Origin of the sequence: Saccharopolyspora sp. NPDC050389 (genome assembly GCF_040655595.1) — a bacterium.
In the GTDB taxonomy this organism is placed as follows: domain Bacteria; phylum Actinomycetota; class Actinomycetes; order Mycobacteriales; family Pseudonocardiaceae; genus Saccharopolyspora.
Genome location: NZ_JBFAKG010000023.1, coordinates 47,757 through 71,881, shown reverse-complemented (window position 1 = coordinate 71,881; position 24,125 = coordinate 47,757). Strand labels below are relative to the sequence as shown.

The following is a 24,125-nucleotide window of genomic DNA, read 5'->3' as shown; positions in this document are numbered from 1 at the left end:
GGGAAAGGGAGAGAATGAAGGTCGGCATCACTGAGATCGCTGCGCGTGCGGGTGTGAGTGAGGCGACTGTCAGCCGGGTCATCAACCGCCGTCAGGGAGTGGCGAAGAAAACCAGGGACGCGGTCGAAGCGGCCATGACAGAACTCGGTTACGAGCGTGCCGTGGAGGGGCAGCTCGTCGCGGTGATCACCGAACACGTCTCCAACCCCTTCTTCGCCGACGTCGCCGAGCGCATCGAGGCGACCCTCGCACCACACGGCCTCAAGACGGTGCTCTGCCCTGCCTTTCCCGGTGGTGTCCAAGAACGGGAGTTCATCTCCTCCATCGTCGACAAGGGCATCGCGGCAGTGGTGTTCCTCTCTTCCTCCAACACGGTGGAAGGCGCCGACACCGAGACCTACGAAATGCTGCGTGCCCGCCGCATCCCTTACCTCGGTGTCAACGGCGAATTCGCGGACAAGGTGCCAGTCCCCGTCTACTCCACCGATGACATCTTGGCCGCCGAGCTGGCTGTCGACCATCTGCACCGGCTCGGTCACCGTGCCATCGGCATGGCCTCCGGCCCGCTTGGCAACCGTCCGGCGGACCGTCGGGTGCAGGGGTTCCTCGCTGCCATGGAGCAGCGGGGGAGCGAGGATGCCGAGCGCTTGGTGATACGGCAGTCCTACTCGGTCGAGGGCGGTCAGGCCGCCGCGCAGGAGCTACTGCAACTCGGTGCCACAAGCATCGTCGCGGCTAGTGACTACATGGCCCTCGGTGCGATCCGCGGGATTCGCCGGCAGGGATACGCGGTGCCCGATGATGTCTCTGTCGTCGGGTACGACGGCTCCATGATCACCGAATTCGTCGATCCTCCGCTGACGACCGTCCGTCAGCCGGGGGACCGGCTGGCGCTCGAGGTCGGCAGGAGTGTCTTGTCACTGGTCAGCGGTCGCGACGTACCCACCGGCGAACTCCTCTTCGACCCCGAACTGGTAATCCGGTCTACGACCGGACCCCCGCCGACCATTCCGCGCACCCGACGGTGATCACGGTCACGACGTGGTCCCGACGGCCGAGGATTCCGTGCTGTTGGACGCCCGCGCCGGCACCAATCGAACATAAATAAACACGCTCTCTGTGTGCTCGCGTTGACGTCGCCGACTCCGCCGCGTGTGCGGACGATGGTGGTATCTTCTGTCGGTCACGGGGGTTTTCGTCTCGGTCTCTGATGTTCACCCTGCTTTCGCTGTGGGAATTCCGGTGAACGTCGCCCAATTTTACTAGTCCATTTATGTTGTCTGTTGATTGTTGATGTGCGTGAATATAGGTCGATGTTGACATGTCCTCGACGAGGAGTGGCAGTGAAGCTTGCGAAGCGCCCATTCGAAGAATCTCCGAGACGACGTAGGACTTCTGCTGGTAACAGGCTGCTCGGTGGCCTGACCGTCGCCGTGCTGTGCAGTGCGGGACTGTCGCTGGCCGGTCCTGCGCAGGCCGCCTCCGCTGAGAGCGGTGACGGTCTCGCTTTGACGCCTCCCATGGGATTCAACAACTGGAACACGACCCACTGCGGGCCGGAGTTCAACGAGGAGATGGTCAAGGGGATCGCCGACATCTTCGTTGAGAAGGGACTGAAGGACGCCGGCTACGAGTACGTCAACCTCGACGACTGCTGGGCGCTTCCCGTGCGGGACGTGAACGGCAAGCTGGTGCCCGACCCCAAGCGTTTCCCGAATGGCATCAAGGCCGTTGCCGACTACGTCCATTCCAAGGGGCTGAAGTTCGGCATCTACACCAGTGCCGGTACGAAGACCTGCAACGTGAACGGCTTCCCCGGTGGGCTCGGCCACGAGAAGTCCGATGCCCAGCAGTTCGCAGACTGGGGCGTGGACTACCTCAAGTACGACAACTGCTACAACTGGGGCGTGGACGCCCAGAAGCGCTACACCGACATGGCCAACGCGCTCAAGGAGACCGGGCGTCCCATCGTCTACAGCATCTGCGAGTGGGGCGAGAACAAGCCCTGGGAGTGGGCGGGAGATCTCGGCCAGCTGTGGCGCACGACCGGTGACATCAGCGACAGCTGGGACAGCATGCTGTCGATCATGAAGGCGAACCTGGAGCTCGACGAGTACGCGGGTCCCGGCCGCTGGAACGACCCTGACATGTTGGAAGTCGGCAATGGCGCGATGACCGACACCGAGTACCGCACGCACTTCTCGATGTGGTCGATCATGGCTGCGCCGCTGCTGATCGGTTCCGACCTGCGCCACGCGGACGAGGCGACGATGGAGATCCTGGGCAACCGCGAGGTCATCGCCGTCGACCAGGACCCGCTGGGCAAGCAGGGCAAGGTGATCTCCCAGCACGACGGCCGCTGGGTCGTGAGCAAGGAGATGCAGGACGGTTCCCGGGTGGTCGCCCTGTTCAACGAAACCGACAAGCAAGTGAAGATTTCCACCAAGGCCACCGATGTCGGTTTGCCGGTCGCCGACTCTTACACGGTCCGCGACTTGTGGAAGCACGCGGACTCCACGTCGAACGGTGCGATCTCGGCCGACGTTCCGGCGCACGGCACGGTGCTGGTCCGGGTGGCGCCGCAGCAGTGACGAGCATTCGGTTGGTGGGCCTCGTCTCCGGGCCGGACCCACCGCCGTCTGCGAGCCAATCCGGGGGGGCGTGGCTGTGGGTGGGTGCGTTCGGTTTGCATGCCTCCGCTCACCCGGTCGACCGCTCCAGAGGCGGCCGGGTGAGCCGAGGCGGTCGCGCGCCGGTGGCGGCGGTATTCGCGGAGGCATCCGTGCGCCATGCGCCGCTGGTCGCCGTTCATGTGTGGAGCGATGTCGCCATCGATGAGTGGTTCGCCCTCGACGCCGACCGGGATTAGGCTTCGCTTGAGGCAAAGGAGAGTTTGATCCGCGCAGAGCGCCTCACAGGTTGGCAAGAGCAGTACCCGGGCCGGTGCGGTTTCTGACCCTGCACGGTGCCGAGGCTCAGCTCATCGTCGTTGGTAGCCGTGGCCGCGGGGGGCTTACCAGAATGATGCTGGGCTCGACCAGTCGTGCCCTGCTGCGCTCCGCTCCCTGCCCGGTGCTGGTGGTGCAGGCTGGGAACGGATGCTCTCGGGCTTACGCGTGGCCGGCTGATGGCGGGATCGTCTGGAGGTGAGTGGCATGACCACCGATGGCGACTCGGCATGGTCCGCCACGGAGCACGCGAGGCCGCAGCGGTTGTCACGGGCCGTGTACGAACGCGAGCTCGTCAGGTTGCAGGCGGAGTTGGTGAAGCTGCAGGAATGGATCCGGGCTGAGCAGGCGCGTCTCGTGATCTTGTTCGAAGGGCGAGATGCTGCGGGGAAGGGCAGCACGATCAAGCGCGTCACGGAGTTCCTCAACCCCCGGGTGGCACGGATCGTTGCGTTGCCCGCCCCGACCGAGCGGGAACGAGGCCAGTGGTATTTCCAGCGGTACGTCGCGCAGCTCCCCGCAGCCGGTGAAATCGTGTTGTTCGACCGCAGCTGGTACAACCGCGCTGGGGTGGAGTACGTGATGGGGTTCTGCACCGACGACGAGCGCCGGAGCTTCCTGGAGCAGTGCCCGATCTTCGAGCGGCTGCTCGTCGATGACGGGCTGCTGGTGCGCAAGTACTGGTTCTCGATCAGTCGCACCGAGCAGGAGCGGCGGCTGCGCAAGCGCGTCGAGGATCCGATGCGCCAGTGGAAGCTCTCCCATGTGGACCTGGAGTCGGTGGTCCGCTGGGAGGAATACTCGCGCGCTCGCGATGAGATGCTCGCCGCGACGGACACGCGGGAATGTCCTTGGTACCTGGTGGAAAGCGAGGACAAGCGGCGAGCGCGGATCAACATGATCGCGCACCTGCTGTCGAGCGTGCCGTACCACGAAGTCCCGCGCCCCCGGATGGAACTGCCTGTCCATGCGGAGACCAGCGGCTATCGTCGACCGCCACGTCGCATGTTCACATACGTGCCCGACCACGCCGCATCGCTGGAATGAACCGGATCACTGGCATGGTGAAGTTCTGCCGGTCTCCACGTCCGGATTCCGCGCCTCTGGAGGGGCGATCGCCTCTGCCGGCGAGGCTCCGCAAGTTCGAGGCTGGACGCAGAACCCGCTCACGGTGTTCCCGGGCGCCGGGCGACGCCCGGGATCGCGATTCGTCGAGGTGGTGTCATGAGCGCTGACCAACCGGCCGAGACGTCGTCGGTCGAATCCGAAGTGATCGCTCTCGCCAGCACACCGTTCGTCGCGGTGCGCGGAGACATCGACGCGATGGCGGCGTTGCAGGAGATGTACCGCAACGGCGTCTGGAAGAGCGACGCCGACCCCGTCAACAACAACCAGCAACGCCTGAGCTGGACCGCACTCGCGAAGAACAGCTATCTGCCCGCAGGCGCGGCCGTCGAGCATCGCGTACAACTCCTCGGAGCGCCTACCGCGACTCGCCACGAGACGACACCGCGCAAGACCTTGACGATGGCTCCACCGCGCCGGCTCCCGGCCCTCACCGGGTTTCTTTGGTCGGCGTCTCTTGTGGACGGATTGGATTCAGGGGCGCAGGTCGGCATCAGTCCGACCGAGCTGTTCTGAGCGGTCGATTGCCGATCAGCGGTGGCGCCGCGCAAGGCCGTTCGTTTCGGCTCTTTGGCGTGCTCGCGTTTCGCGCGCCGGGCGGGACAGCCTGGTAGCAGGGTTCGCAGGCAGCCCCTGACGCGAAGAGCTTGATTCTCGGGTCGATGACGTGGCACCTCGGGTCTGCGGCGTCGCGGCAGATCCCGTGATGCCCGGCCTGGCTGCACAGGCAGGCGCAGAGCATGGCTCGTTCACCTTTCGTTCTACCGGTGGGTGGTTTCCTCGATGCGGGCTCCTTCCGGGCCCTGTCGGGTCAGCTGTCGGCGCAGCTCTCGTTTGAGGACTTTGCCCGCCGCGGTGAGAGGTAGTTCGTCGACGACGCGGACTTCCCTGATGCGCTGGTAGGGCGCGACGCGCTCGGCGACGAAGGCTGCGAGCCGCTCGGCGAGGTCGGGGGCGGGGTCGGTGGTGCGGGGCACGACGAACGCGGTCGGGATCTCGCCCACATCGGGCTGCGGCGCCCCGACGACGGCGCACTGGACGACGTCGGGATGGCTGCCGAGGATCTCCTCCAAATGCACCGGGTACACGTTGTAGCCCTTGTAGATGATCATGTCCTTGCTGCGGCCGACGATGTAGAGGTTGCCGTGGTCGTCGAACCTGCCGAGGTCGCTGGTGCGCAGCCAGCCGTCGATGAACTGGCGGCGGTCTGGTCCGGGGCGTTGTGGTAGCCGTCGGCGACCTGCGGGCCGCGGGCCCATATCTCGCCGACCTGCCCGGCCGGGACCGGCTGGCCGAGGAGCACTCAAGAGGCGAGGATGCTTTTCCTTGGTGCGAACACTTCTTCGTGCATGGGGCGGTTGGCGCTGAACCGCGGGTGGTCGAGCCGAACCTGAGTCCTAACAGGCCGATTGCTGAGCGGGCGTTGTTGTGACCCGAGGTGTGCGGTGCTGACGTGTGGAAGCCTGTGGCGGCTTCCGCAGTCGTGTTGTCAGTAGCCGCCGAAGGTTCCGACGAGGCGCGCCCCTCGCCAGTGCCGCTTGACAACCGGATTAAGAGTCGAGGTAGGTGCCGATGTGCTCGGTGATCTCGGCCTCGGCGCGTTGCGGGTCGCCGGAGCTGAGGGCGTCGAGGAGTGCGCGATGCTGTTCGACCACGGCGTGCGGGCTGTCATGTTGCGGGGCGTCGCGGAGGAAGTATGCCCGCACCCGAGGCTGGATCGTGCGCCAGATCTGCAGCGACTGCGTGTGTCCTGTGGCCGCGATCACGGTCTCGTGGAACGCGACATCGAGGTCCGCGATACGTCGCGCGTCGAGCGGGTGGGCCGCTGATTCCATTTGCTGAACGATCACCTCGAGCGCAGCGCGGAGCTCCTCGTTCTCCGCCTTCGCCGCATCGCGGAACGCGACTTTCTCGATGACGAGACGGATCGGCACGAGAATCTCGGAGATCTCCTTCTGGGGGATCTCTGCGACGACGGCACCGCGATAGGGGTGCGAGATGACGAGGCCCTCTCGTTCGAGGACCATGATCGCTTCGCGGACCGGTCCGCGGCTGATGCCGTAGTTCGCGGAGATGTCGCGCTCGACGAGCCTTTCGCCGGCGGGGAGTTCACCCGAGGCGATGCGTTCGCGCAGGTTGCGCAGGATCCAGTCGCGCCTTGACTCGGGCGGCGAAGCGGGCAGTGCCGACATCGTGCAGGACTCCTCGGTTGGGCGCCTCAGCCTAGCAGATGGCTGATGGTTGACCATCTGCCATTTGCGACCTACTGTCAGCGTCTCGTCAGGGAGTCCCGTGGAGAGGCTGGGCAATGAAGCTAGGGACATCAGCACGGCAGAGGCGCACGGACACCGGACATCGAGTGCCGGGCAAGGTCACGACCGCGGCGGTGCTGGGAACGGTGCTCGAGTGGTACGACTTTGCGATCTACGGCGCGATGGCCGCTGTCATCGGACGCCTTTTCTTCCCGACGGACGATCCGAAGGTCTCGCTGCTGGTGGCCCTCGCCTCGTATGCGGTGGGGTTCGTGTGCCGTCCCATCGGCGCGATCTTCCTGGGTCGTCTCGGCGACCGCGCCGGCCGTCGGAGCATGCTCGCTCTGACGATGGTGATCGTCGGCGTCTCGAGCCTGCTCATCGGTCTGCTCCCGACATACGCCTCGATCGGTTTGCTCGCCCCGGCGCTGCTCGTGGCGTTGCGGATGATCCAGGGTCTGGCGGTGGGCGCCGAGTGGACCGGCGGGGCGACGTATCTCCTCGAGCACGCACGCACTGGCCGGCGTGGGTTGTTCTCAGGCATCGTGCAGGCATCGACGGTTACCGGGTTCCTGCTCGGGACGGGCATTGCCACCGTCATCGTCCGAGTCATACCTGAGCAGACAGTCGACGCGTGGGGGTGGCGCGTCCCGTTCCTCGTCGGCGGCGTCGTCGCGGCGATCGGGCTGTTCGTCCGCCTCAAGCTCGACGAGTCCCCGGCCTACCGAGAGCTCGGCGAAGACGTGCGCTCGCATCAGCAGAGCACGAACGATGTCCCTGCCGCCGACGACGAGTGGCGAGCACCAACGCGCCGCAACTGGCTGCTCGTGCTCGGCATCGTCTTCGGCGTGACCCTCTACGGGTACACGGCGACCAGTTTCCCGGCGTTCCTGACCGGAATCGACGCCCTTCCCCTGGCGGATGCCCTGACGACCAACGTCGTAGCTCTGCTGATCGAAGTGCCGCTGATCATCGCCGCGGGTGCCCTGTCCGACCGTGTCGGACGCAAGAAGCTGATGATGGGCGCCATGGCGCTCTTCGCGCTCGGCACCTACCCGGTCTTCGCGCTCGTCGCCAGCGGCACCATCGCCGGTGCCCTCCTCGGCCAGGTCGTCTTCGTCGTCTTGTTCGCCACGGTCTCGGGCCCGATGGCAGCGATGTTCATCGAGTTGTTCCCCACTCGGGTCCGTTCGACCGCGTTCTCCAGCTCGTACAACATCGGCGTGGCGGTCTTCGGTGGCACCGCGCCCTTCGTGAACACGTTCCTCGCGACATCGACCGGTGTCGACGTCGCCCCAGCGTTCTACCTCACCTTCGGGGCGCTGATCTCGCTCGCCTTCCTCAGCCGCGTACGCGACCGTCACGACCAGGAGCTCCGCTGATGCCCGCGGTCATCGCTCCCGCCGTTGACCTCGTCCTGCTCGGCGGGAAGGTCGTCGACGGCACGGGCGCCCCCGCACGGGTGGCCGACGTCGCTGTCAAGGACGGGCGAGTAGTCGCCGTCGAGAGCGGCCTGCGCGCCGAGGCGGGGCAACGCATCGATGTCACGGGGCTGACCGTTGCCCCCGGCTTCATCGACCCGCACAGCCACAGCGACTGGTCGGTCCTCGGCAACCGCGACGCCCAGAGCACCATCCGTCAGGGCGTGACGACCGAGGTCGTCGGCAACTGCGGCGTCACGTACGCACCCGTCCCTCCGGCCGGCGTCGACGCAGCCCGCAACGCGCTGAGCGCGTACGGGTACGACGGAGAGGTCACGTGGCGCTGCTTCGCAGATCTGCTCGACGTCGTGCATCGCTGCGGAGGGGGAACGTCTCAGAACCTGGCGTGGTTCGTCGGGCACACGGCTCTGCGCGATGCAGCCGAGGTACGCGGCACCGGCGCCGACGCTGACGGCATCACGCGGATGGTCCGACACCTCGAGGAGGCGATGGACGCTGGGGCGCTCGGGATGTCGAGCGGCCTGGAGTACGGCTCCGGGCGTGATGCGACCACCGATGAGCTCACCGGCGTCGCCGCCGCGCTCTCCCGGTACGACGGCATATACGCCAGCCACATCCGCAACCGCGACGCCCACCTCCTCGACGCCGTGGATGAGTTCCTCGCCATCGCACGGCGCAACGACCTTCGTGCGCAGCTGTCGCATCTCAACGTTCGCCACGACACCGGCGCGTCGCCGGATGCCTGGCACGAGGCCGTCGGCCGACTCGCCGCCGAGCGGAAGGCAGGGATGGACGTGCTTGCCGACATGACCCCCTACCCGCACGGCATCGGCCTCGCCACCGGCCTGCTGCCGGGATGGATTCTCGCCGACGGTCCTGTCCAGACCGCACGGCTACTGGATGACGCCGAGGTTCGGGGCCGGCTGCGCGGCGACTGCGACCGGTACTGGCGGTTCGTGCACAAGGGACAGTGGGACCGCGTCGTTCTCGCGACCAGTCCGGCGACACCGGAACTGGAGGGCCTGTCCTTCCCGCAGATCGCCGAGCGCCGGGGACAGGACTGTTGGGACGCGTTCTTCGATGTCCTCCAGGCAGCCGGGGCGGACCTGCACGCCGTGCAGCTGATGGGTCGATTGTTCACCGCCGAGCACGTCGCCGAGGCGATCGCCCATCCGCTGTTCTGCCTCGGCGTCGACGGGTTCACCAGCCGCACCGACGGACCTCTCGCCGAACGCACGCACCACCCGCTCTTCTTCACCGGCCACACCCATTACATCGCCCACCACGTCCTGCAGGCCGGCACCCTCACTCTCGAGGAGGCAGTGCGGAAGATGACCTCGATGGTCGCCGACCGCTTCGCACTGCACGGGCGTGGGCGCGTCCAGGTGGGAGCACATGCCGATCTCGCCGTGCTCGATCTCAAGGCCCTCGCAGCCCAGGACACGTTCGCGTTCGCCGGGCGCTACGCGGCTGGGGTGCCCCACGTCATCGTCAACGGCCGGCTCGTCGTCCACGACGGACGGCACCTTGGCACCCGTGCAGGGCAGTACCTGCCGCGAAGCTGACCACGCATCAGAACACCACTACACCGCGAAAAGGGAGACAGTGAAGATCATCGACGTCAGGGCCACCGGACTGCGCGGCGCGACACCTGAAGGAGGCTGGCAAGAGGAGCTGACGCAGGACGACGTGGTGCACACCCTGGTCACCGTCCACGCCGAGGACGGATTCGTCGGCATCGGCAGCGTCTTCACCAGCGAGAACTTGGTGCGAGGCGCGCTTGAGGTGCTGCGTCCCCTGATCATCGGTTCCAACGCGCTGGAGCCCGAGCGCACCAGCGAGCGGCTGCACCGCACCACGTTCTGGATGGGGCGTGGCGGATCGATCACACACGCCATCAGTGGCATCGACACCGCGCTGTGGGACATCCTCGGCAAGGCCACCGGCCAGCCGGTCGGCCGCCTCCTCGGCGGCCGCTATCGCGAGCGCGTCCGCCCGTACGCCTCCCTGCTCATGGACCAGCCCGAGCCGCTGCGCGACCACCTGCTCCAACTGCGGAACGCCGGCTGGACGGCGTTCAAGATCGGCTGGGGACCGTTCGGCCGCACCGATGAGCGCCTCGACGAGCGCATCGTCGCGGCCGCCCGCGAGGCCATCGGACCCGACGCAATGCTCATGGTCGACGCCGGCGGCAGCGACAGCGCTTGGACCCAGGGCTACAAGTGGGCACTGCGCACCGCACACATGCTGCGCGACTACGACGTCGCCTGGTTCGAGGAACCCCTGCCTCCCGACGCGCTCGACGACTACACCCACCTGCGCCGCCTCGCGCCCGTCGCGATCTCCGGCGGAGAGGTGCTGACCCGCCGGCAGTCGTTCCACCCGTGGATCGAGGCCGGCGCGCTCGACATCGTCCAGCCCGACGTCACCAAGGTCGGCGGCACCAGCGAGCTGCGGCGCATCGGCTGGGCGGCCCACGACCACGGCGTCAAGCTCATCCCTCACGGCTGGAACACCGCCGTCGGCCTCGCTACCGATCTCCAGCTCGCGTCCGCGCTGCCCGACACGGACCTCGTCGAGTACGTCACCGGATCGCCGTACATCGACGACATCACCACTCGGCCCTGGCAACTCGACGACGACGGCATGCTCGCCATCCCTGACGAACCCGGCCTCGGCATCGACCTGGACCCCGGCAAGCTCGCCCAGTACACCGACGCCGACCACCTGCTGGGCGCAGCATGACGCGCCCGGTCCGCACATCGGACAGGAGAGCACGAACCGCCCCGGTCCTGGTGGAGACTGATGTCACCAGCTTCCGCGCGGAAGCATTCCGCCAGCTGTCGGCCGCGTAGTTCCAAAGCGTCGACATGGCCTGCGGCCGCGGGCTTGCGGCCGGGGCGGAAGCCGTAGCCCGCCCCGGCCGGGTCAGCGGGTCACATGAACCCGCGGTTGGTGCCCAGCAGGGCCTGCCACTCGGTGGTCTCCGACGCCTGGTACTCCACGGGCGGTGCGGCCTGGCCCCCGGCGCCGTCCTGCTCGAACGCCGTGCCGTCGGTCTCCAGATCCTCCAGGAGGTTCTTCAGCGCGCCGTCCGCGGTGACGTGCGGCATGACGAACAGGTGGCACAGCGTGGTCGTCTCGTCGATCGGGACGCTCGCCAGCGAGTACTTGCGGACGATGTGCTTGTTCGGTTGCAGGAACTGCACGCTGAGCGTTTCCGGCGTGTAGCCGGGGCGCAGGTCCTTACCGAGCCGCTTCCCGAGTTCCTTGAGCTTGTCGTGGGTCCGGCGGGCGAGCTTGACGCTCTCTGCGATGCGGTGGACCTGCTCCTCCTCGGGGTGCTTGGCGAGCTGGTTCCACAGCACGATGGGCGAGAAACCGTTGCGCGATCCGGCGAACGTGGTGTCCGGCGAGGCCACGTAGGCGGCCATCGGCGGCGGCTGGATCTCGAACTCGCGGCGCGTCATGTAGATCCCGCACGCCCACGGCGATCCGGGGTACTTGTGGCCGCTGGTGACGATGGAGCTGACCTGCTCGACGCGGAAGTCGAAGTCCGGGATGTCGACCTTCTCGTCGCCCAGCAGACCGGAGTCGTGGGCCTTCTTCAGGTACGGCAGGTAGGAGGCGCCCAGTGCGCCGTCCACGTGGATCCAGAACGCACGCCGTTTGTCCTTGATCGGCGTGCCGCTTTTGGTGTTGACGGTGAACTCCCGCTCGCCCATCGAGTAGTGGTCGAACACCTTCTTCTGGAGCCGCTGGGCGATGCTTCCCACGTCGTCGTAGGCGCCTTTGAACGTGGTGCCCAGGTTGCAGACCACCAGTACCGGGTGCCCCCGCCGGGCGAAGAAGTCCACAGTGGTCACGAGCCGCTCGATGTTGATGCTGCCGTCCTCGTTGGACGGGATCTCGGCGGGCCAGCAGTCCTGGTAGCCGCAGGCCTTGTACTCGTGGAACTCGCTGTAGTACTTGTTTCCGACCTCACCGAAGGTGGGGATCGCGAGCGTGTGCGCGGCCTTGGCGACCGAGTAGTGGCTGTCCTGCGAGAAGAACGCCACCGGCTGCAATGCGTTGGCCCGCTTGGTCGGCGTGTCCAGGTAGGGCGCGCTGACCGCGGCCTGCGACATGAGCAGACCCGGGTCCTCGCCGGGGTTGGCGAGCAGGATCTTGCCGGACAGGTAGTCCCGGGCGTTGAGCAGCCCGTAGACGTTGCCCTCGGAACTGCCCATGGACAGCACATAGCCCCACGCGCTCTTCCACGCCTTCTTGCTGCTGGACGGGTCGTACGGGCTGAGGCCCCACAGCTCCGCGTACCGCTTGAGCACCGCCTTCTCCAGCGGCTTGGTGTGCGTGGCGAGGTTGGAGTCGACGTAGGGATCGCCGATGTTGTTCGTGTGCACGCCGAGGAAGTGCGACAGGTCGTCCCGGATCGCGTGCAGGTCCTGGTTCACCTGGTAGCCGAGGAAGCGCTCCTGGTAGTAGTCCAGGTATTTCTTCAGCTCCCCGAGCCGGGCAATGCGCTCCTTGTCGTTGAGCCCCTTGCCGGTCAGCTCGAACGACTTGTCGTCGAGCTTGGGTGGATTCTGCTCGGTCATCTCATCCTCCTCGTGATCACTGCTGGGACAGGGCTTTGAGGAACAGGGCCTGGGCGAGCGTCATCCGCTCCAGTTCGCCGAGGTGGACGCTCTCGTGGGGCGCGTGGATGCGGGCAGCGGGCTCCTCGCAGCCCCATAGCAGCACCGGTGCGTCAGGCTTGCGGGCCTGGAGCAGGTTGACGAGCGGGATCGAGCCGCCTTGGCCGAGCGTGGTGGGGTCCTGCCCGTACGCCTCCTTCAACGCGGCCTGGGCCTTGGCGAAGGCGGTCGAGCCGGTCCGGGCCTCGAAGCCCTCGCCGCCACCGGCGTAGGTCACCTCGACCGGCAGGAACCACGGGCGGTGCTGGTCGATGTGCCTGCGCAGCGCCGCGAACGCGTCGGTGGGCTTCTGCCCCGGCGCCAGCCGGATGCTCACGCGGGCGGTGGCCTCGGACCGCAGCGCGTTGACCGACTGGTGCACGGGCGGCGGAGCCCCGTCGAGCCCGGTCACGTTGATCGACGGCTTGAAGTAGAGCCGTTGCGCCACGGACCCGGTGCCGATCAGCGGTACGCCGCAGTGCACGCCCGCGTTCTGCCGGTAGGTCGTCGCGTCCGGATGGTCCGAACCGGTCCACGGCTTGCTGAGCAGGCCCTCGACCGCCACGTCTCCCTTGTCGTCGTGCAGCGTCGCCAGGATGCGGCTCAACGCCATGAACGCGTCCGGGGCCGGACCGCCGTACATCCCCGAGTGCACGGGCGCGTCGAGTGTCCGCACCGTGACGTCGGCCTGGGCGATCCCGCGCAGCGTGGCGGTCAGCGCCGGACGGCCGACCGCGACACCGCCGGTGTCGGCGACGACGTAGGCGTCGGCCTTGAACCTGTCCTTGTTCTCCGGCTTCGCGAGGTACTCCTCCAGCGAGCCGGTACCGCTCTCCTCCTCGCCCTCGATGAGGATCTCCAGGTTCACCGGCGGGTTGTTGTCGAATGCCCGCAGCGCGCCGACGTGCATCATGATCCCGGACTTGTCGTCGGCAGCGCCACGCCCCCGCAGGCGGCCGTTCACCTCCGTGGGTGTGAAGGCTTCCGTCTCGTCCCACGGCCCGGCCGGTTGCACGTCGTAGTGCGCGTAGAGCAGGACCGTCGGCTTGCCCGTCCGGCCGGTGACGCTGCCGTGCACCAATGGTGCCCTGCCGGATCCGATGTCCACGGTCGTGGCGTTGCCGACCCCGGCCCCCTTCAGCAGCTCCACGACCTTTTTGGCCGCTTCCGTGGTGGCGCCGTCCTTCGTGGACCTGATCCTGACCAGGTCGCACAGGTCGGACTTCAGGGTGCTCATGAGCGACGACACCTTCTGCTTCAGCGCGGTGTCGCCGGACGTCGTGGCAGTGTCGGTGAGCATCAGACTCCTCGTGTCGCACGCGCGGGATCACGCCGTTCGCGCGACGCGAGCGGCGGAGAACCCGTCTGTTCTGGGAAGATCCCCGGCTGAGGTGGAAATCGGTCAGGTGCGTCGTGCGGTCAAATGCGAGCGTCCACAGAGGATTAATTGCCACCGAAAGCGGCGACGGCGGACGACCGGCTTGCCATGGGGCGGATGGGGAAACTCGCGCACCCTGACCTCTCGAACGTTGGCGAAGGGGACGACTCCTGTATCCCACAGCCGCGGAACCGCTGGCGACCGGAACGGGACACCTTCACTCCTCGGTGGCCGAGAACCCGCGTTCAGCCCAAAGCTATTTCACGATCCGTGTCTCTCGACTCCGACGAATGGTTGATCATGCAGCAGACGAGTGATGAATGCCCACCGGTCGTCGAAAATTCTGACAGCGCAACAAGAAAGCCCTTGTTGATCTATGCTCGGGTGCTGTCGGGTAGTTCGAGGCGGTAGTCGCCGCAGGGCGAGGAAGATCAGGGCTTCGGGGTGTGCCGAACCCGAAGGGCAGGCCGGCCAGCAGCCGGATCTTGGTGTTGGTTGATTCGATCAACGCGTTGGACAAGCCGTGGTCGGGAGTCGCATGGATGACCGAGAGCCGCGATCGGGTCGTCCGCGCAGGCTTGACGAGCTCGGGTGTCCGGCGTCGTGCCGCCCGGGGCGGACGCCGCCGCGGCGCTTCTTTGCCAGTCTCGCCTCCGACCGCGAAGACGCGCAGACCCGTGAAGGCCTGCGGCCACTTCCGGAACGAACAGGCCGCGGACTCGAGTGCGTCTACCTGGCCATCATGTCCCCGGTTCCCACCGGGACCGGAAGAGGCAGGCAGGAAGTGACCACATCAACGCGATCCACCGTCGATTTGACAGATCCTCGCCGCGGTTCGGAGGTGCCCTGGTCCGTCCACCACGGTCGCAGACGTGCTTGAGCAACCTCGACCGGACTAATGAGGGATGGAGTTCCTGGCGGCCGGCCAGGGATCGCCTTGCGAACACCTGATGGGACGTGTTCTGGTTCGGGGAGGGATCATGGGGGTTGTTGGCCCATGATCCCTCCCCAACGGCTCTCATTCAGTCGCAATTGACGATGCTCATTGAGGTGATCTCAGTGGGTTCGGGTGGCTGAGGGCCTGAAGAGGTGTGGAGGTGGGGTCCTGGTAGAAGAGGTCTCACCACAAGATCGGCTTCTGTAAGGCCGGGACCCCACGTGATCACCTATCGTGCCACGCTTGATGTCGCTGACGAACTCGCCCACTACCTCAGCCGGCTTCTGGTCCAGGAACGCCGCCGCCGCGCTACCCCGCTCGGGCGGCGAGCGTTGTCGACGTTCCAGCAGGCAGTGCTGGGGTTGCGGTGGTTCCGTGACCGCACCGCCATCCCCGGACTCGCCCGCGACAACAACATCTCCCGCGCGACCGGATACCGGTATATCGACGAGGTCATCGAGGTCCTGGCCGTCCAGGCCCCGGACCTGCGGGGCAGGGCCAGGCCGCCACTGCGATCGCGAAGGCACTCAGCTCAGGAGCGGAGGCCACGTTGGCGCACAATGACAGTCCAATTCCGAGGGTGAACGGCAGCCACGCTTTCCACTGTCCGCCGTCGCGTCGGCTGTGGTCGTACTTCCATAGCTCGACCGTGGCCATTGTCAGCAACCCATCCACGAGCAACGGCCAGATCGTCGCGGTGGCCTCGTCCGTGCCGAACCGCAGAGCGGACTCCCGGCCATGCCGGTACGAAACGAAGGCCGCGCCCACGGCCAGCAGCCACCTCGTTCGGGCCAGGCGGTTGGCTCGTACCGGATGCACGCGGATTCAGCCTTCGCTCGGCCCCCGCCGAATTGCGGCAACCCAGGGCAGATGTTTACCGAGGCGGGCCTGTGCCGCTTCTGGGCGCTGAAGAACGGGGATCGCTACGAGACGCTTTCTGCGACGTACCTGCCGAGGTTGTGCTCGTGCACTTGTGACGCCCCTTCGTAGATGCGGAGCGCGCGCACGTCGCGCCACATCCGGGGAATCGCGTGGTCGCCGACGATGCCCTCGCCGCCGAGGATCTGGACGGCGCGGTCGGCGATGCGGCCGGCCATCTCCGTGCAGAAGTACTTCGCCGCGGCGATCTGGTGGCGCGGGATGGGGCCGGTGTCAAAGGCGCGGGCGGTGTCGAGGACCAGGGCGCGGCCGGCCTGAAGCTCGGCGTAGCTGGTGCCGAGCATGGCTTCGACGGTGCCGATGTCGGCCAAGGGGCGGCCGAACTGGTGGCGGCGGGAGGCGTGGACCGCGGCGTCGTTCAGCAGCCGTGTGGCTTGGCCGACCGCGGTGGCGGCGACGTGGGTTCGGGCGTGGTTGATCCCTCGCAGCGCGAGGCGCAGGCCGTTGCCGGGTTTCCCTCCGATGAGGTTCGCGACCGGCACCCGCACCTCGGCGAGGGTGATCTCGGCGACCGGTCCGGTCTCGTGGCCGTTCATCCGGGGCGGCACTCGGATGTCCACGCCGGGCGCGGACGGATCGACGAGGAACGCCGACAGCCCGGCTCCGCCGGGGGAGTCGGGGTCGGTTCGCGCGAAGACCATGAGGAGGTCGGCCCATGCGGCATTGGTGATGTACCGCTTCTCCCCGTCGAGCACGTAGTGTTCGCCGTCGCGGATCGCGCGGGTACCGACGGCGGCGGCGTCGGAACCGGCGTCGGGCTCGGTGAGCGCGAACGCGGTGACGCACTCGCCGGCGGCCATCGCCGCCAGGTAGCGATCGCGTTGTTCGGTGGTGCCGTGGTCGAGGATGATCTGGCTGGCCAGCCCGATGGTCGTGGAGAACCGCGATCGGTAGACGCAGGATGCGCGGGTGAATTCCAGGGTCAGCCGGACCTGCTGTTCGACGTTCCAGCCGAGCCCGCCGTGGTCGCGGGGCAGCGTGATACCGAACAGGCCGAGCTCGGCCATGCGTCCGACCAGGTCGGGTGGTACCTCGCCGCGCGTGACCATCTCCTGCTCCCGCGGGATTAGCTCCTCGTCGGTGAAGCGCGCGATGAGATTCAAGTATTCGTTGAAGTCCAGTGCGCGGACCTCGGATGTGATCATGTTCTTCGTCCTTGCGTCGATGGAGATGTCGAGCTCGACCAGGGGCGGCCTGCTCTCATTCGGGAAAGGCTTCTGGTGGCGGTCGCAGCGGGTCCGCGATGTGAAACGTAAGTAGAGGATCAGCTGTAGATCGATCACCGATCGGTGAAATGTGATCAACACAGCGAGAGGAGCGTGGTCTTAGGATACTAAGTGAACGACGGATAAGGTAGATGTATGACTTCTGATCTTGATGGTGCGGCGCCGTTCACCAAGCTGATCGAGCTGGAACGGGTTGAGGAGAACCTGTACCGGGGCACTTGTCACCCGGGCGCCCCGTTGACGGCGTTCGGCGGACACGTGGCGGCGCAGTCGCTGATCGCAGCGGGGTCGACGGTGCCGGCCGAGCGCGCAGTGCATTCCCTGCACGGGTATTTCATCCGTCCTGGAAGGACTGATCGGCCGATCGTCTACCAAGTGGATCGCACTCGTGAAGGCGCTTCCTTCACCACCCGCCGGGTCGTCGCCGTGCAGGACGGCGAGACGATCTTCAGTCTGTCCGCTTCGTTCCAGCGGTCGGAGGACAGCGAGGAGCACCAGGTCGACATGCCCGAGGTGCCGCAGCCGGGCAGTCCGGCCGCTGGAAGGAGCGCCGAGGACGAGGCAGAGCGGCAGATGTTCCAGGGGGCGTTGGAGACCCGGCGGATTGCCGACTCGCGCCAGGACTTCGACACCGGGCAGGGGCCGCAGCAGAAGATGTGGGTGCGCGTGGTCGGTGAACTTCCCGACGACCCGCTGGTGCACGCCTGCGCGCTGACCTACACCTCGGACGTGCGATTGGCGTCCACCGCGTACCTGCCCTTCCGCGACGCGCCTGTCGCGCCCAGGATGGCGTCGTTGGACCATGCCGTGTGGTTCCACCGTCCCTTCCGAGCCGATACCTGGTTGTTGTTCACAATGGACAGTCCGAGCTACGCGTCTTCCCGCGGTCTGACGCGCGGTCAGTTCTTCACCCAGAACGGCGGGCTGGTCGCATCGGTCGTCCAGGAGGTGCTGATCCGCAAGCGGAAGAGCTGACCGGCAGCCTCGAACCTGTCCCGGCGGGGGCCATCTCGCGGCGCGTTGCAAGCCGTCTCGCGCGCCGAGGAGAGCCGGCCCCCGCTCGGAGGGCGGACTACAGGCCGAGGGATTTGGCGATCACGGTCTTCTGGACCTCGTTGGTTCCGCCGTAGATCCGCGAGACGCGGGTGTCCGCGTAGAGGCGGGCGATCGGGTACTCACGCATGTAGCCGTAGCCGCCGTGCAATTGGAGGCACTTGTCGATGACGCGGCCGGCCATCTCGGTGCCGAAGAGCTTCAGCTTGGCGGCGTCGGCGGCGGTAAGTTCGCCCTCGTCGTGGAGGTTCATGGCCCGGTCGACCATCGCCTGGGCCGCCTCGATCTCGGTGGCGCACTCGGCGAGGACGAACTTGGTGTTCTGGAAGGAGGCCACCGGCTTGCTGAAGACCTTGCGCTCCGTGACGTAGTCGATGGTGAAGTTCAGCGCCGCGGTGGCGGTGGCGCAGGCGCCGATGGCGATGATCAGGCGTTCCTGCACCAGGTTGTCGGACAGGTAGTAGAAGGCATTGCCCTCCTCGCCGAGGAGGTTCTCCACGGGCACCTCGACGTTGGTGAACGAGAGCTCGGCGGTGTCGGAGCTGAGCATGCCGATCTTGTCGAGCTTGCGCCCGACCGCGTAGCCCTCGCTCTTCGCGTCCACGACCAGGATGGAGATTCCCGCTCGGCGGTTCTGCACGGTCGGCGGTGAGGTGCGTGCGCAGACCAGGACGTGGTCGGCCTGGACGCCGCCGGTGATGAAGGTCTTGGCGCCGTTGAGGACGTAGTGGGTGCCGTCCGCGGAGAGCTCGGCGCGGGTCGTCATCCCGGCCAGGTCGGAACCGGTGCCCGGCTCGGTCATCGCGATCGCGTACATGGTCTCGCCGCTCACGAAGTCGGGGAACCAGCGCTTCTTCTGCTCCTCGGTCGCGTAGCGCAGCAGGTAGCCGAGGATCAGGCCGGTGTGGACGCCGGAGGACCCGAAGGTCACGGCGGCGCGGGCGCACTCCTCGGCGATCACGGCGTGGAACTTGATGCTGGTCTGGCCGGCTCCGCCGTACTCCTCGGGAACCTCCATGCCGAGGACGCCGAGATCGCCGAGGCGGCGGTAGAAGCCGCGGGGAGGGTGACCGGCCTGTTCCCACTCGTGGAAGACGGGTGCCACCTCGCTGGTGATGAAGTCCCGGATGGTCTCCCGGAACGCTTCGTGGTCCTTGGTGAACACGTTGCGTTGCATGTGCGCTGCTCTCCTCCTGCTGTGGAACTTTGGTGAACGTCGGTTCAGGTTAGACCAGGAGGCACACCTTGGCGAGGCCCTGAAGTAAACGTAGAGTCAGTCTGATGTCGGATCAAAAGGTTGACTTACCCATGATTCCTGAGTAGAAGTAAATGACAGGACAGTTGGCGTCGCGATCGCCGCAACAGTCCCTCTGGGTGTGCGGTCAGGTCGTCGTATGAATGTCCGTTAACTACGTCCGGATCCGGCGGCCCGGGGTGAGCTCCGATCAGGTGGCAGCGGTGGAGCCGCGGTGCCGGAGCGGTTCGGCATTCAGTCTGAGGAGGAGCCAGTGAGCGACAGCGTCTATGTCGCCGGGGTCGGAATGATCCCGTTTGCGAAGCCGGGTGCGAGCGAGACCTACGACGTGATGGGGGAGCGCGCGGCGCGCGCGGCGCTGGACGATGCGGGTGTCGGCTACGACCTGGTGCAGCAGGCGTACGCCGGGTACGTGTTCGGTGATTCGACCAGCGGTCAGGCCGCGATCTACGGTCTGGGCCAGACCTCGATCCCGGTCATCAACGTGAACAACAACTGCGCCAGTGGTTCGACGGCGCTGTGGCTGGCGCGGCAGGCGATCGCCTCCGGAACGGCCGATTGCGTTCTGGCGCTGGGATTCGAGCAGATGCAGCGCGGCGCGCTGGGCGGCGGCAAGCTCCCGGACCGCCCGCCGGCGATGAAGCGGGGCATCGACGCGACCATCGGCATCCAGGGCTGGGGTGATGGGCCGATGGCCGCTCAGCTGTTCGGTGGATCCGGGCAGGCGTACATGGACAAGTACGGGGTGGGCAGCGAACTGTTCGCCAAGGTCGCGGTCAAATCCCGCAAGCACGCGGCGAACAACCCGTACGCGGTGTTCCGCACCCCGATCAGCGAGGAAGAGGTGCTGGCCTCCCCGCTGCAGCACGGTCCGCTGACCAGGCTGATGTGCTGTCCGCCCACCTGCGGGGCCGCCGCAGCGATCCTCGTCAGCGAGGACTTCGCGCGCCGGCACGGGCTGAAGACCGATGTGCGCATCAAGGCCCAGTCGATGACCACGGACGTCCCGGACACCTTCGACTCCGGCGACATGATGACGATCGTCGGGTACGACATGGCCCGGACCGCTGCCCGCAACGTGTACGAGGAATCCGGTGTCGACCCGTCGGACATCCGGGTCGTGGAGCTGCACGACTGCTTCACCAGCAACGAGGTCACCACGTACGAGGCGCTCGGCCTGACCCCGGAGGGCACGGCGGAGAAGTTCGTCCTCGACGGGGACAACACCTACGGGGGCCGGGTCGTGGTCAACCCCTCCGGCGGGCTGATGTCGAAGGGACATCCGCTCGGCGCCACCGGGCTGGCCCAGTGCACCGAACTCGTGTGGCAGCTGCGCGGTCAGGCGCAGGCGCGTCAGGTCGACGGTGACGTCTCCTTGGCCTTGCAGCACAACCTGGGCCTCGGTGGCGCTTGCGTCGTGACCCTCTACGAGAAGGCTGGACGGAACTGATGGTCAGCAAAGATGTGATCGGGACCAAGATCCCGAGCCACGCCGCCGACATCGAGCGCGGTCGCCTGCGCTTCTTCGCAAAGGCGATCGGCGAGACCGACCCGGTCTACGCGGACGTCGACGCGGCCAAGGCGGCCGGGCACCCGGACCTGCTCGTGCCTCCGACGTTCCTGTTCTGCTTGGACGGCGAGCGCACCGACGGCTTCTCGCTGATCGATCTGCTCGGCATCGACATCCGCCGGGTGCTGCACGGCGAGCAGGAGTTCAGCTACCACGCCCCGATCCACGCGGGCGACCGGCTGACCTTCGCGGGCGAGATCACGGACGTGTACAGCAAGAAGGGCGGCGCGCTGGAGTTCGTCGTCCGCACCACCGAGGTCACCCGCAACGGGGAATTGGTGGCGGAGTTGACGAACTCGCTCGTCGTGCGCAACCCGGAGGCGGCCAAGTGAAGCTCGAACTGCCGAAGATCACCCGAACCACGCTCGCGCTGTACGCGGGTGCTTCGGGCGACCACAACCCGATGCACATCGACATCGACGTGGCGAAATCCGGTGGTATGGACGATGTTTTCGCGCACGGCATGCTGAACATGGCCTACCTCGGCCGGCTGCTGACCGCGAACTTCCCGCAGGAGCGCATCCGTTCGTTCGGAGTCCGGTTCACCGCGATCACGCCGATTCACGCCAAGCCCGTCGCCACCGCGCAGGTGGCGAAGGTGGTGGATGGCGACACGCATCTGGATCTGACCATGGCGCTGGCGGACGGCACCGTCACGCTCCGCGGCACCGCAGTGATCGAAGGAGAAATCGCAGCATGAGCAAGCTCGTAGGCAAGGTCGCCCTGGTCACCGGGTCCGGCCGGGGCATCGGCCGGCAGATCGCCCTGAAGTTCGCGTCCGAAGGGGCCAACGTCGTCGTCAACGATCTCGACCGGGAGCCGGCCGCGGAGACCGTCGCCCTGATCGAGAAGGCGGGCGGGAAGGCCGTGCCGGTGGTGGGCAGCGTGACCGAGGACGGCTTCGCCGACCGGTTCGTCAACGCCGGCCTGGAACTCGGCGGCCTCGACATCATCGTCAACAACGCCGGGTACACCTGGGACAACGTCATCCAGAAGATGTCCGACGAGCAGTGGGACGCGATCCTGGACGTGCATCTGAAGGCGCCGTTCCAGATCCTGCGTGCCGCTCAGCCCCACATTTCCCGGATGGCCAAGGAAGAAACCGCTCGCGGCGAGCGGGTGCACCGCAAGGTCGTCAACATCTCCTCCGGCGCCGGGGTCAACGGCAACGTCGGCCAGTCGAACTACTCGTCGGCCAAGGCGGGCATCATCGGGCTGACCAAGGCGTTGGCCAAGGAGTGGGGCCGCTACAACGTCAACGTGAACGCCGTGGCCTACGGCCTGATCCGGACGCGACTGACCGAGGCTCCCGCCGGTGGGACCGCGACGATCGATATCCAGGGCCGCGAACTTCCGGTCGGTGTCAACCCGGAGCTGCTCGCGCGCCTGGAGAAGGGCATCCCGCTCGGACGCGCCGGCACGCCGGAAGAGGCCGCCGGCGCCGTCTATTCGCTGTGCATCCCGGAAACCGACTACGTCTCCGGTCAGGTCATCCTCTGCTCCGGTGGTTTCTGACCGGTAGCGCACCCGGACAGGCGGGTGCCGCACGTCGGTGCCCGCCTGTCCGCCGCTGCCGAGCGCGGCAACACGTGAACGCCGAGGACGACTCGGCTCCCGACGCACCGAACCGAATGCCCCGCGGTGATCCGCGCGTTCACCGACGTTCCCACCGCCATAGGAGAGCCGTCGTGCACCTCACGCAGAGCCTGCACCGAGTCGTGCAACAGACCCCGGATGAGATCGCCACGATCTGCGGCGACCGGGTGCGCACCCACCGCGAGGTCGCGGATCGCATCGCCCGCCTGGCCGGGGCGCTGCGCGCGCTGGGACTGCGGGAAGGCGACCGGGTTGGACTGCTGGCCGCGAACTCGGACCGGTTCCACGAGTTCTTGTACGCGGTGTGGTGGATGGGCGGCGTGGTGAACCCGGTCAACACCCGGTGGAGCTCCCGCGAGATGGTGTACTCCCTGGAGGAATCCGGCACCCGGGTGCTGTTCGTGGACGATGCGTTCGCCGCCCGCGTTCCCGAGCTCAGATCTCTCTGGGACGGCATCTCGACCGTCGTGCACTGCGGTGATGGCGGGCTGCCCGCCGGCATGGCCGACTTCGAGTCGCTGATCGAGGACCACGAACCGGTGGCGGACGTCCGCCGCGGCGGTGATGACCTCGCCGGGCTCTTCTACACCGGTGGTACCACCGGCTTCCCCAAGGGAGTGATGCTCAGCCACCGCAGCATCATGACCTCCTCGTTCGGCCTGCTGGCCACCAATCAGAGCGCCCGGCGCGGGGGTCGAGCCCTGCACGTCGCTCCGCTGTTCCACTTGGCCGCGTTGGCCGCCTGGAACAGCCAGTGCGTGATGGGCGGATCGCACGTCTTCCTGCCCGCCTTCGACCCGGCAGAGGTCCGGGGTGCCATCGAGCGGCATCAGGTCACGAACCTGTTGCTGGTACCCGCGATGATCCAGGCGCTTCTCGACCACCCGGAGATCGGGGCCCACGACCTATCCACTGTGGAGCACGTGGGATATGGCGCTTCGGTGATCTCCGAACCACTGCTCGCACGGGCCATGAAGGCCTTCCCCGGGGCGCGGTTCAGCCAGGGATACGGCATGACCGAGATGTCGCCCGGCATCACCGTGCTGACCAACGACGATCACGCGGACGAACGACTGCTGCGGTCGGCCGGTCGCGCCATCGCCGCTACCGAAGTGCGGATCGTCGATCCCGAAGACGTCGAGGTGCCGCGCGGCACGATCGGGCAGGTGGTGGCCCGGGGCGACAACGTGATGCTCGGCTACTGGAACAAACCCCGGGAAACCGCCGAAGCGCTGCGGGGCGGTTGGATGCACACGGGCGATGCGGGCTACATGGACGACGACGGCTACGTGTTCATCGTCGACCGGATCAAGGACATGATCGTCTCCGGCGGCGAGAACGTGTACTCCGCCGAGGTCGAGAACGCGCTCGCCAAGCATCCCGCGGTGGCCTCCTGCGCGGTGATCGGCGTGCCGGACGAGCAGTGGGGCGAGCGGGTCCACGCCGTGATCGTCCTCAAACCCGGGCACACCGCCGCAGCGGCCGAGCTCAGGGAACACGCCAAGACCTTGATCGCCGGGTACAAGGCGCCGCGCTCGTTCGAGTTCGTGGACGCCATGCCGCTGTCGCCGGCCGGGAAGATCCTCAAACGCGACCTGCGCGAGCCGTACTGGAACAATTCGGGGCGTTCCGTAAACTGAACCGTCGGGCACCGAAACGTCGCCGATGTGATCAATCTTTTAATTGAGATTTACAAAATGACAAGCGAGTTCATGTCTCGTCGTCGCTTGC

At 66.8% G+C, this 24,125-nt stretch carries 21 protein-coding genes and 3 pseudogenes; 16 read left to right on the top strand and 8 right to left on the bottom strand.

All coding sequences use genetic code 11. The features are described 5' to 3' along the window. Positions 1-14 precede the first annotated feature (14 nt). From AB0I53_RS17335 to AB0I53_RS17310, 6 genes are all read left to right on the top strand, one after another. Positions 15-1,028 (top strand): LacI family DNA-binding transcriptional regulator, encoded by a 1,014-nt coding sequence (locus tag AB0I53_RS17335; RefSeq protein ID WP_358603309.1) that lies wholly within the window; start codon positions 15-17, stop codon positions 1,026-1,028. A 492-nt stretch (positions 1,029-1,520) separates the two neighbouring features. Beyond that, positions 1,521-2,591, top strand: a complete 1,071-nt coding sequence (locus AB0I53_RS17330) for a glycoside hydrolase family 27 protein (RefSeq protein WP_358603306.1) — start codon at positions 1,521-1,523, stop codon at positions 2,589-2,591. 140 nt (positions 2,592-2,731) lie between these two features. Then, on the top strand, positions 2,732-2,869 hold the full coding sequence (locus tag AB0I53_RS17325) for a hypothetical protein (RefSeq protein ID WP_358603303.1): 138 nt from the start codon (positions 2,732-2,734) through the stop codon (positions 2,867-2,869). A 152-nt stretch (positions 2,870-3,021) separates the two neighbouring features. Continuing rightward, positions 3,022-3,150 (top strand): universal stress protein, encoded by a 129-nt coding sequence (locus AB0I53_RS17320; protein ID WP_358603300.1) that lies wholly within the window; start codon positions 3,022-3,024, stop codon positions 3,148-3,150. A 5-nt stretch (positions 3,151-3,155) separates the two neighbouring features. Then, positions 3,156-3,995 (top strand): polyphosphate kinase 2, encoded by an 840-nt coding sequence (gene ppk2 / locus AB0I53_RS17315; protein WP_358603297.1) that lies wholly within the window; start codon positions 3,156-3,158, stop codon positions 3,993-3,995. A 177-nt stretch (positions 3,996-4,172) separates the two neighbouring features. Then, positions 4,173-4,589: a hypothetical protein gene (locus AB0I53_RS17310; RefSeq protein ID WP_358603294.1), complete on the top strand. Its 417-nt coding sequence runs from the start codon at positions 4,173-4,175 to the stop codon at positions 4,587-4,589. Positions 4,590-4,834: 245 nt separating this feature from the next. Here AB0I53_RS17310 and AB0I53_RS17305 read toward each other — a convergent pair whose 3' ends face one another. Both AB0I53_RS17305 and AB0I53_RS17300 read right to left on the bottom strand, forming a co-directional pair. Further along, on the bottom strand, positions 4,835-5,332 hold the full coding sequence (locus AB0I53_RS17305) for a class I adenylate-forming enzyme family protein (protein WP_358603292.1): 498 nt from the start codon (positions 5,330-5,332) through the stop codon (positions 4,835-4,837). A gap of 291 nt (positions 5,333-5,623) precedes the next feature. Beyond that, positions 5,624-6,382 (bottom strand): GntR family transcriptional regulator, encoded by a 759-nt coding sequence (locus AB0I53_RS17300; protein WP_358603289.1) that lies wholly within the window; start codon positions 6,380-6,382, stop codon positions 5,624-5,626. A 50-nt stretch (positions 6,383-6,432) separates the two neighbouring features. Here AB0I53_RS17300 and AB0I53_RS17295 point away from each other — a divergent pair, with 50 nt between their 5' ends. From AB0I53_RS17295 to AB0I53_RS17285, 3 genes are read left to right on the top strand one after another with little or no spacing between them, the layout of a single operon-like run. Continuing rightward, complete coding sequence (locus tag AB0I53_RS17295; RefSeq protein WP_358603286.1) at positions 6,433-7,707, top strand: MFS transporter; 1,275 nt, start codon at positions 6,433-6,435, stop codon at positions 7,705-7,707. Next, entirely contained in the window at positions 7,707-9,332 is a 1,626-nt protein-coding gene (locus AB0I53_RS17290; RefSeq protein ID WP_358603283.1) for an amidohydrolase family protein, read from the top strand. Before AB0I53_RS17295 ends, AB0I53_RS17290 begins: the two co-directional genes overlap by 1 nt. Positions 9,333-9,372: 40 nt before the next feature. Beyond that, a complete protein-coding gene (locus tag AB0I53_RS17285; RefSeq protein WP_358603280.1) occupies positions 9,373-10,512 on the top strand; it encodes a mandelate racemase/muconate lactonizing enzyme family protein in 1,140 nt (379 codons plus the stop codon). A gap of 191 nt (positions 10,513-10,703) precedes the next feature. Here AB0I53_RS17285 and AB0I53_RS17280 read toward each other — a convergent pair whose 3' ends face one another. The 3 genes and pseudogenes from AB0I53_RS17280 to AB0I53_RS17270 form a co-directional block, all read right to left on the bottom strand. Then, positions 10,704-12,362, bottom strand: coding sequence for a pyridoxal-dependent decarboxylase (locus AB0I53_RS17280; protein WP_358603277.1), 1,659 nt, complete (start codon positions 12,360-12,362; stop codon positions 10,704-10,706). Positions 12,363-12,378: 16 nt separating this feature from the next. Further along, positions 12,379-13,740 (bottom strand): M20/M25/M40 family metallo-hydrolase, encoded by a 1,362-nt coding sequence (locus AB0I53_RS17275; RefSeq protein WP_358603275.1) that lies wholly within the window; start codon positions 13,738-13,740, stop codon positions 12,379-12,381. A gap of 529 nt (positions 13,741-14,269) precedes the next feature. Beyond that, a pseudogene (locus AB0I53_RS17270) lies at positions 14,270-14,491 on the bottom strand (transposase); the annotation flags it as partial. 485 nt (positions 14,492-14,976) lie between these two features. On the opposite strand from AB0I53_RS17270, the pseudogene AB0I53_RS17265 reads away from it, so the two are divergent. After that, positions 14,977-15,243: pseudogene (locus AB0I53_RS17265) on the top strand (IS5/IS1182 family transposase); the annotation flags it as partial. Between the two features lie 7 nt (positions 15,244-15,250). Here AB0I53_RS17265 and AB0I53_RS17260 read toward each other — a convergent pair. Both AB0I53_RS17260 and AB0I53_RS17255 read right to left on the bottom strand, forming a co-directional pair. Beyond that, positions 15,251-15,580 (bottom strand): annotated as a pseudogene (locus AB0I53_RS17260) (DUF2637 domain-containing protein); the annotation flags it as partial. A gap of 98 nt (positions 15,581-15,678) precedes the next feature. After that, on the bottom strand, positions 15,679-16,839 hold the full coding sequence (locus AB0I53_RS17255; RefSeq protein ID WP_358603272.1) for an acyl-CoA dehydrogenase family protein: 1,161 nt from the start codon (positions 16,837-16,839) through the stop codon (positions 15,679-15,681). 216 nt (positions 16,840-17,055) lie between these two features. Here AB0I53_RS17255 and AB0I53_RS17250 point away from each other — a divergent pair, with 216 nt between their 5' ends. Beyond that, the gene (locus AB0I53_RS17250) at positions 17,056-17,895 is read left to right on the top strand and encodes an acyl-CoA thioesterase II (RefSeq protein WP_358603269.1); all 840 of its coding nucleotides are present in this window, start codon (positions 17,056-17,058) and stop codon (positions 17,893-17,895) included. A 97-nt stretch (positions 17,896-17,992) separates the two neighbouring features. Here the strand turns inward: AB0I53_RS17250 and AB0I53_RS17245 are convergent, their stop codons facing one another. After that, a complete protein-coding gene (locus AB0I53_RS17245) occupies positions 17,993-19,150 on the bottom strand; it encodes an acyl-CoA dehydrogenase family protein (protein ID WP_358603266.1) in 1,158 nt (385 codons plus the stop codon). 331 nt (positions 19,151-19,481) lie between these two features. Here AB0I53_RS17245 and AB0I53_RS17240 point away from each other — a divergent pair, with 331 nt between their 5' ends. The 5 genes from AB0I53_RS17240 to AB0I53_RS17220 all read left to right on the top strand — a co-directional run bounded on the left by AB0I53_RS17240 (position 19,482) and on the right by AB0I53_RS17220 (position 24,034). Next, a complete protein-coding gene (locus AB0I53_RS17240; protein WP_358603263.1) occupies positions 19,482-20,678 on the top strand; it encodes a lipid-transfer protein in 1,197 nt (398 codons plus the stop codon). Next, positions 20,678-21,130: a MaoC family dehydratase N-terminal domain-containing protein gene (locus AB0I53_RS17235; protein ID WP_358603260.1), complete on the top strand. Its 453-nt coding sequence runs from the start codon at positions 20,678-20,680 to the stop codon at positions 21,128-21,130. Before AB0I53_RS17240 ends, AB0I53_RS17235 begins: the two co-directional genes overlap by 1 nt. After that, positions 21,127-21,498: a MaoC/PaaZ C-terminal domain-containing protein gene (locus AB0I53_RS17230; RefSeq protein WP_358603257.1), complete on the top strand. Its 372-nt coding sequence runs from the start codon at positions 21,127-21,129 to the stop codon at positions 21,496-21,498. The genes AB0I53_RS17235 and AB0I53_RS17230 overlap by 4 nt, the downstream gene beginning before the upstream one ends. Continuing rightward, complete coding sequence (locus AB0I53_RS17225; protein WP_358603254.1) at positions 21,495-22,313, top strand: SDR family oxidoreductase; 819 nt, start codon at positions 21,495-21,497, stop codon at positions 22,311-22,313. The genes AB0I53_RS17230 and AB0I53_RS17225 overlap by 4 nt, the downstream gene beginning before the upstream one ends. A gap of 173 nt (positions 22,314-22,486) precedes the next feature. Further along, positions 22,487-24,034: a long-chain fatty acid--CoA ligase gene (locus tag AB0I53_RS17220; protein WP_358603251.1), complete on the top strand. Its 1,548-nt coding sequence runs from the start codon at positions 22,487-22,489 to the stop codon at positions 24,032-24,034. The last annotated feature ends 91 nt before the right edge of the window (positions 24,035-24,125 follow it).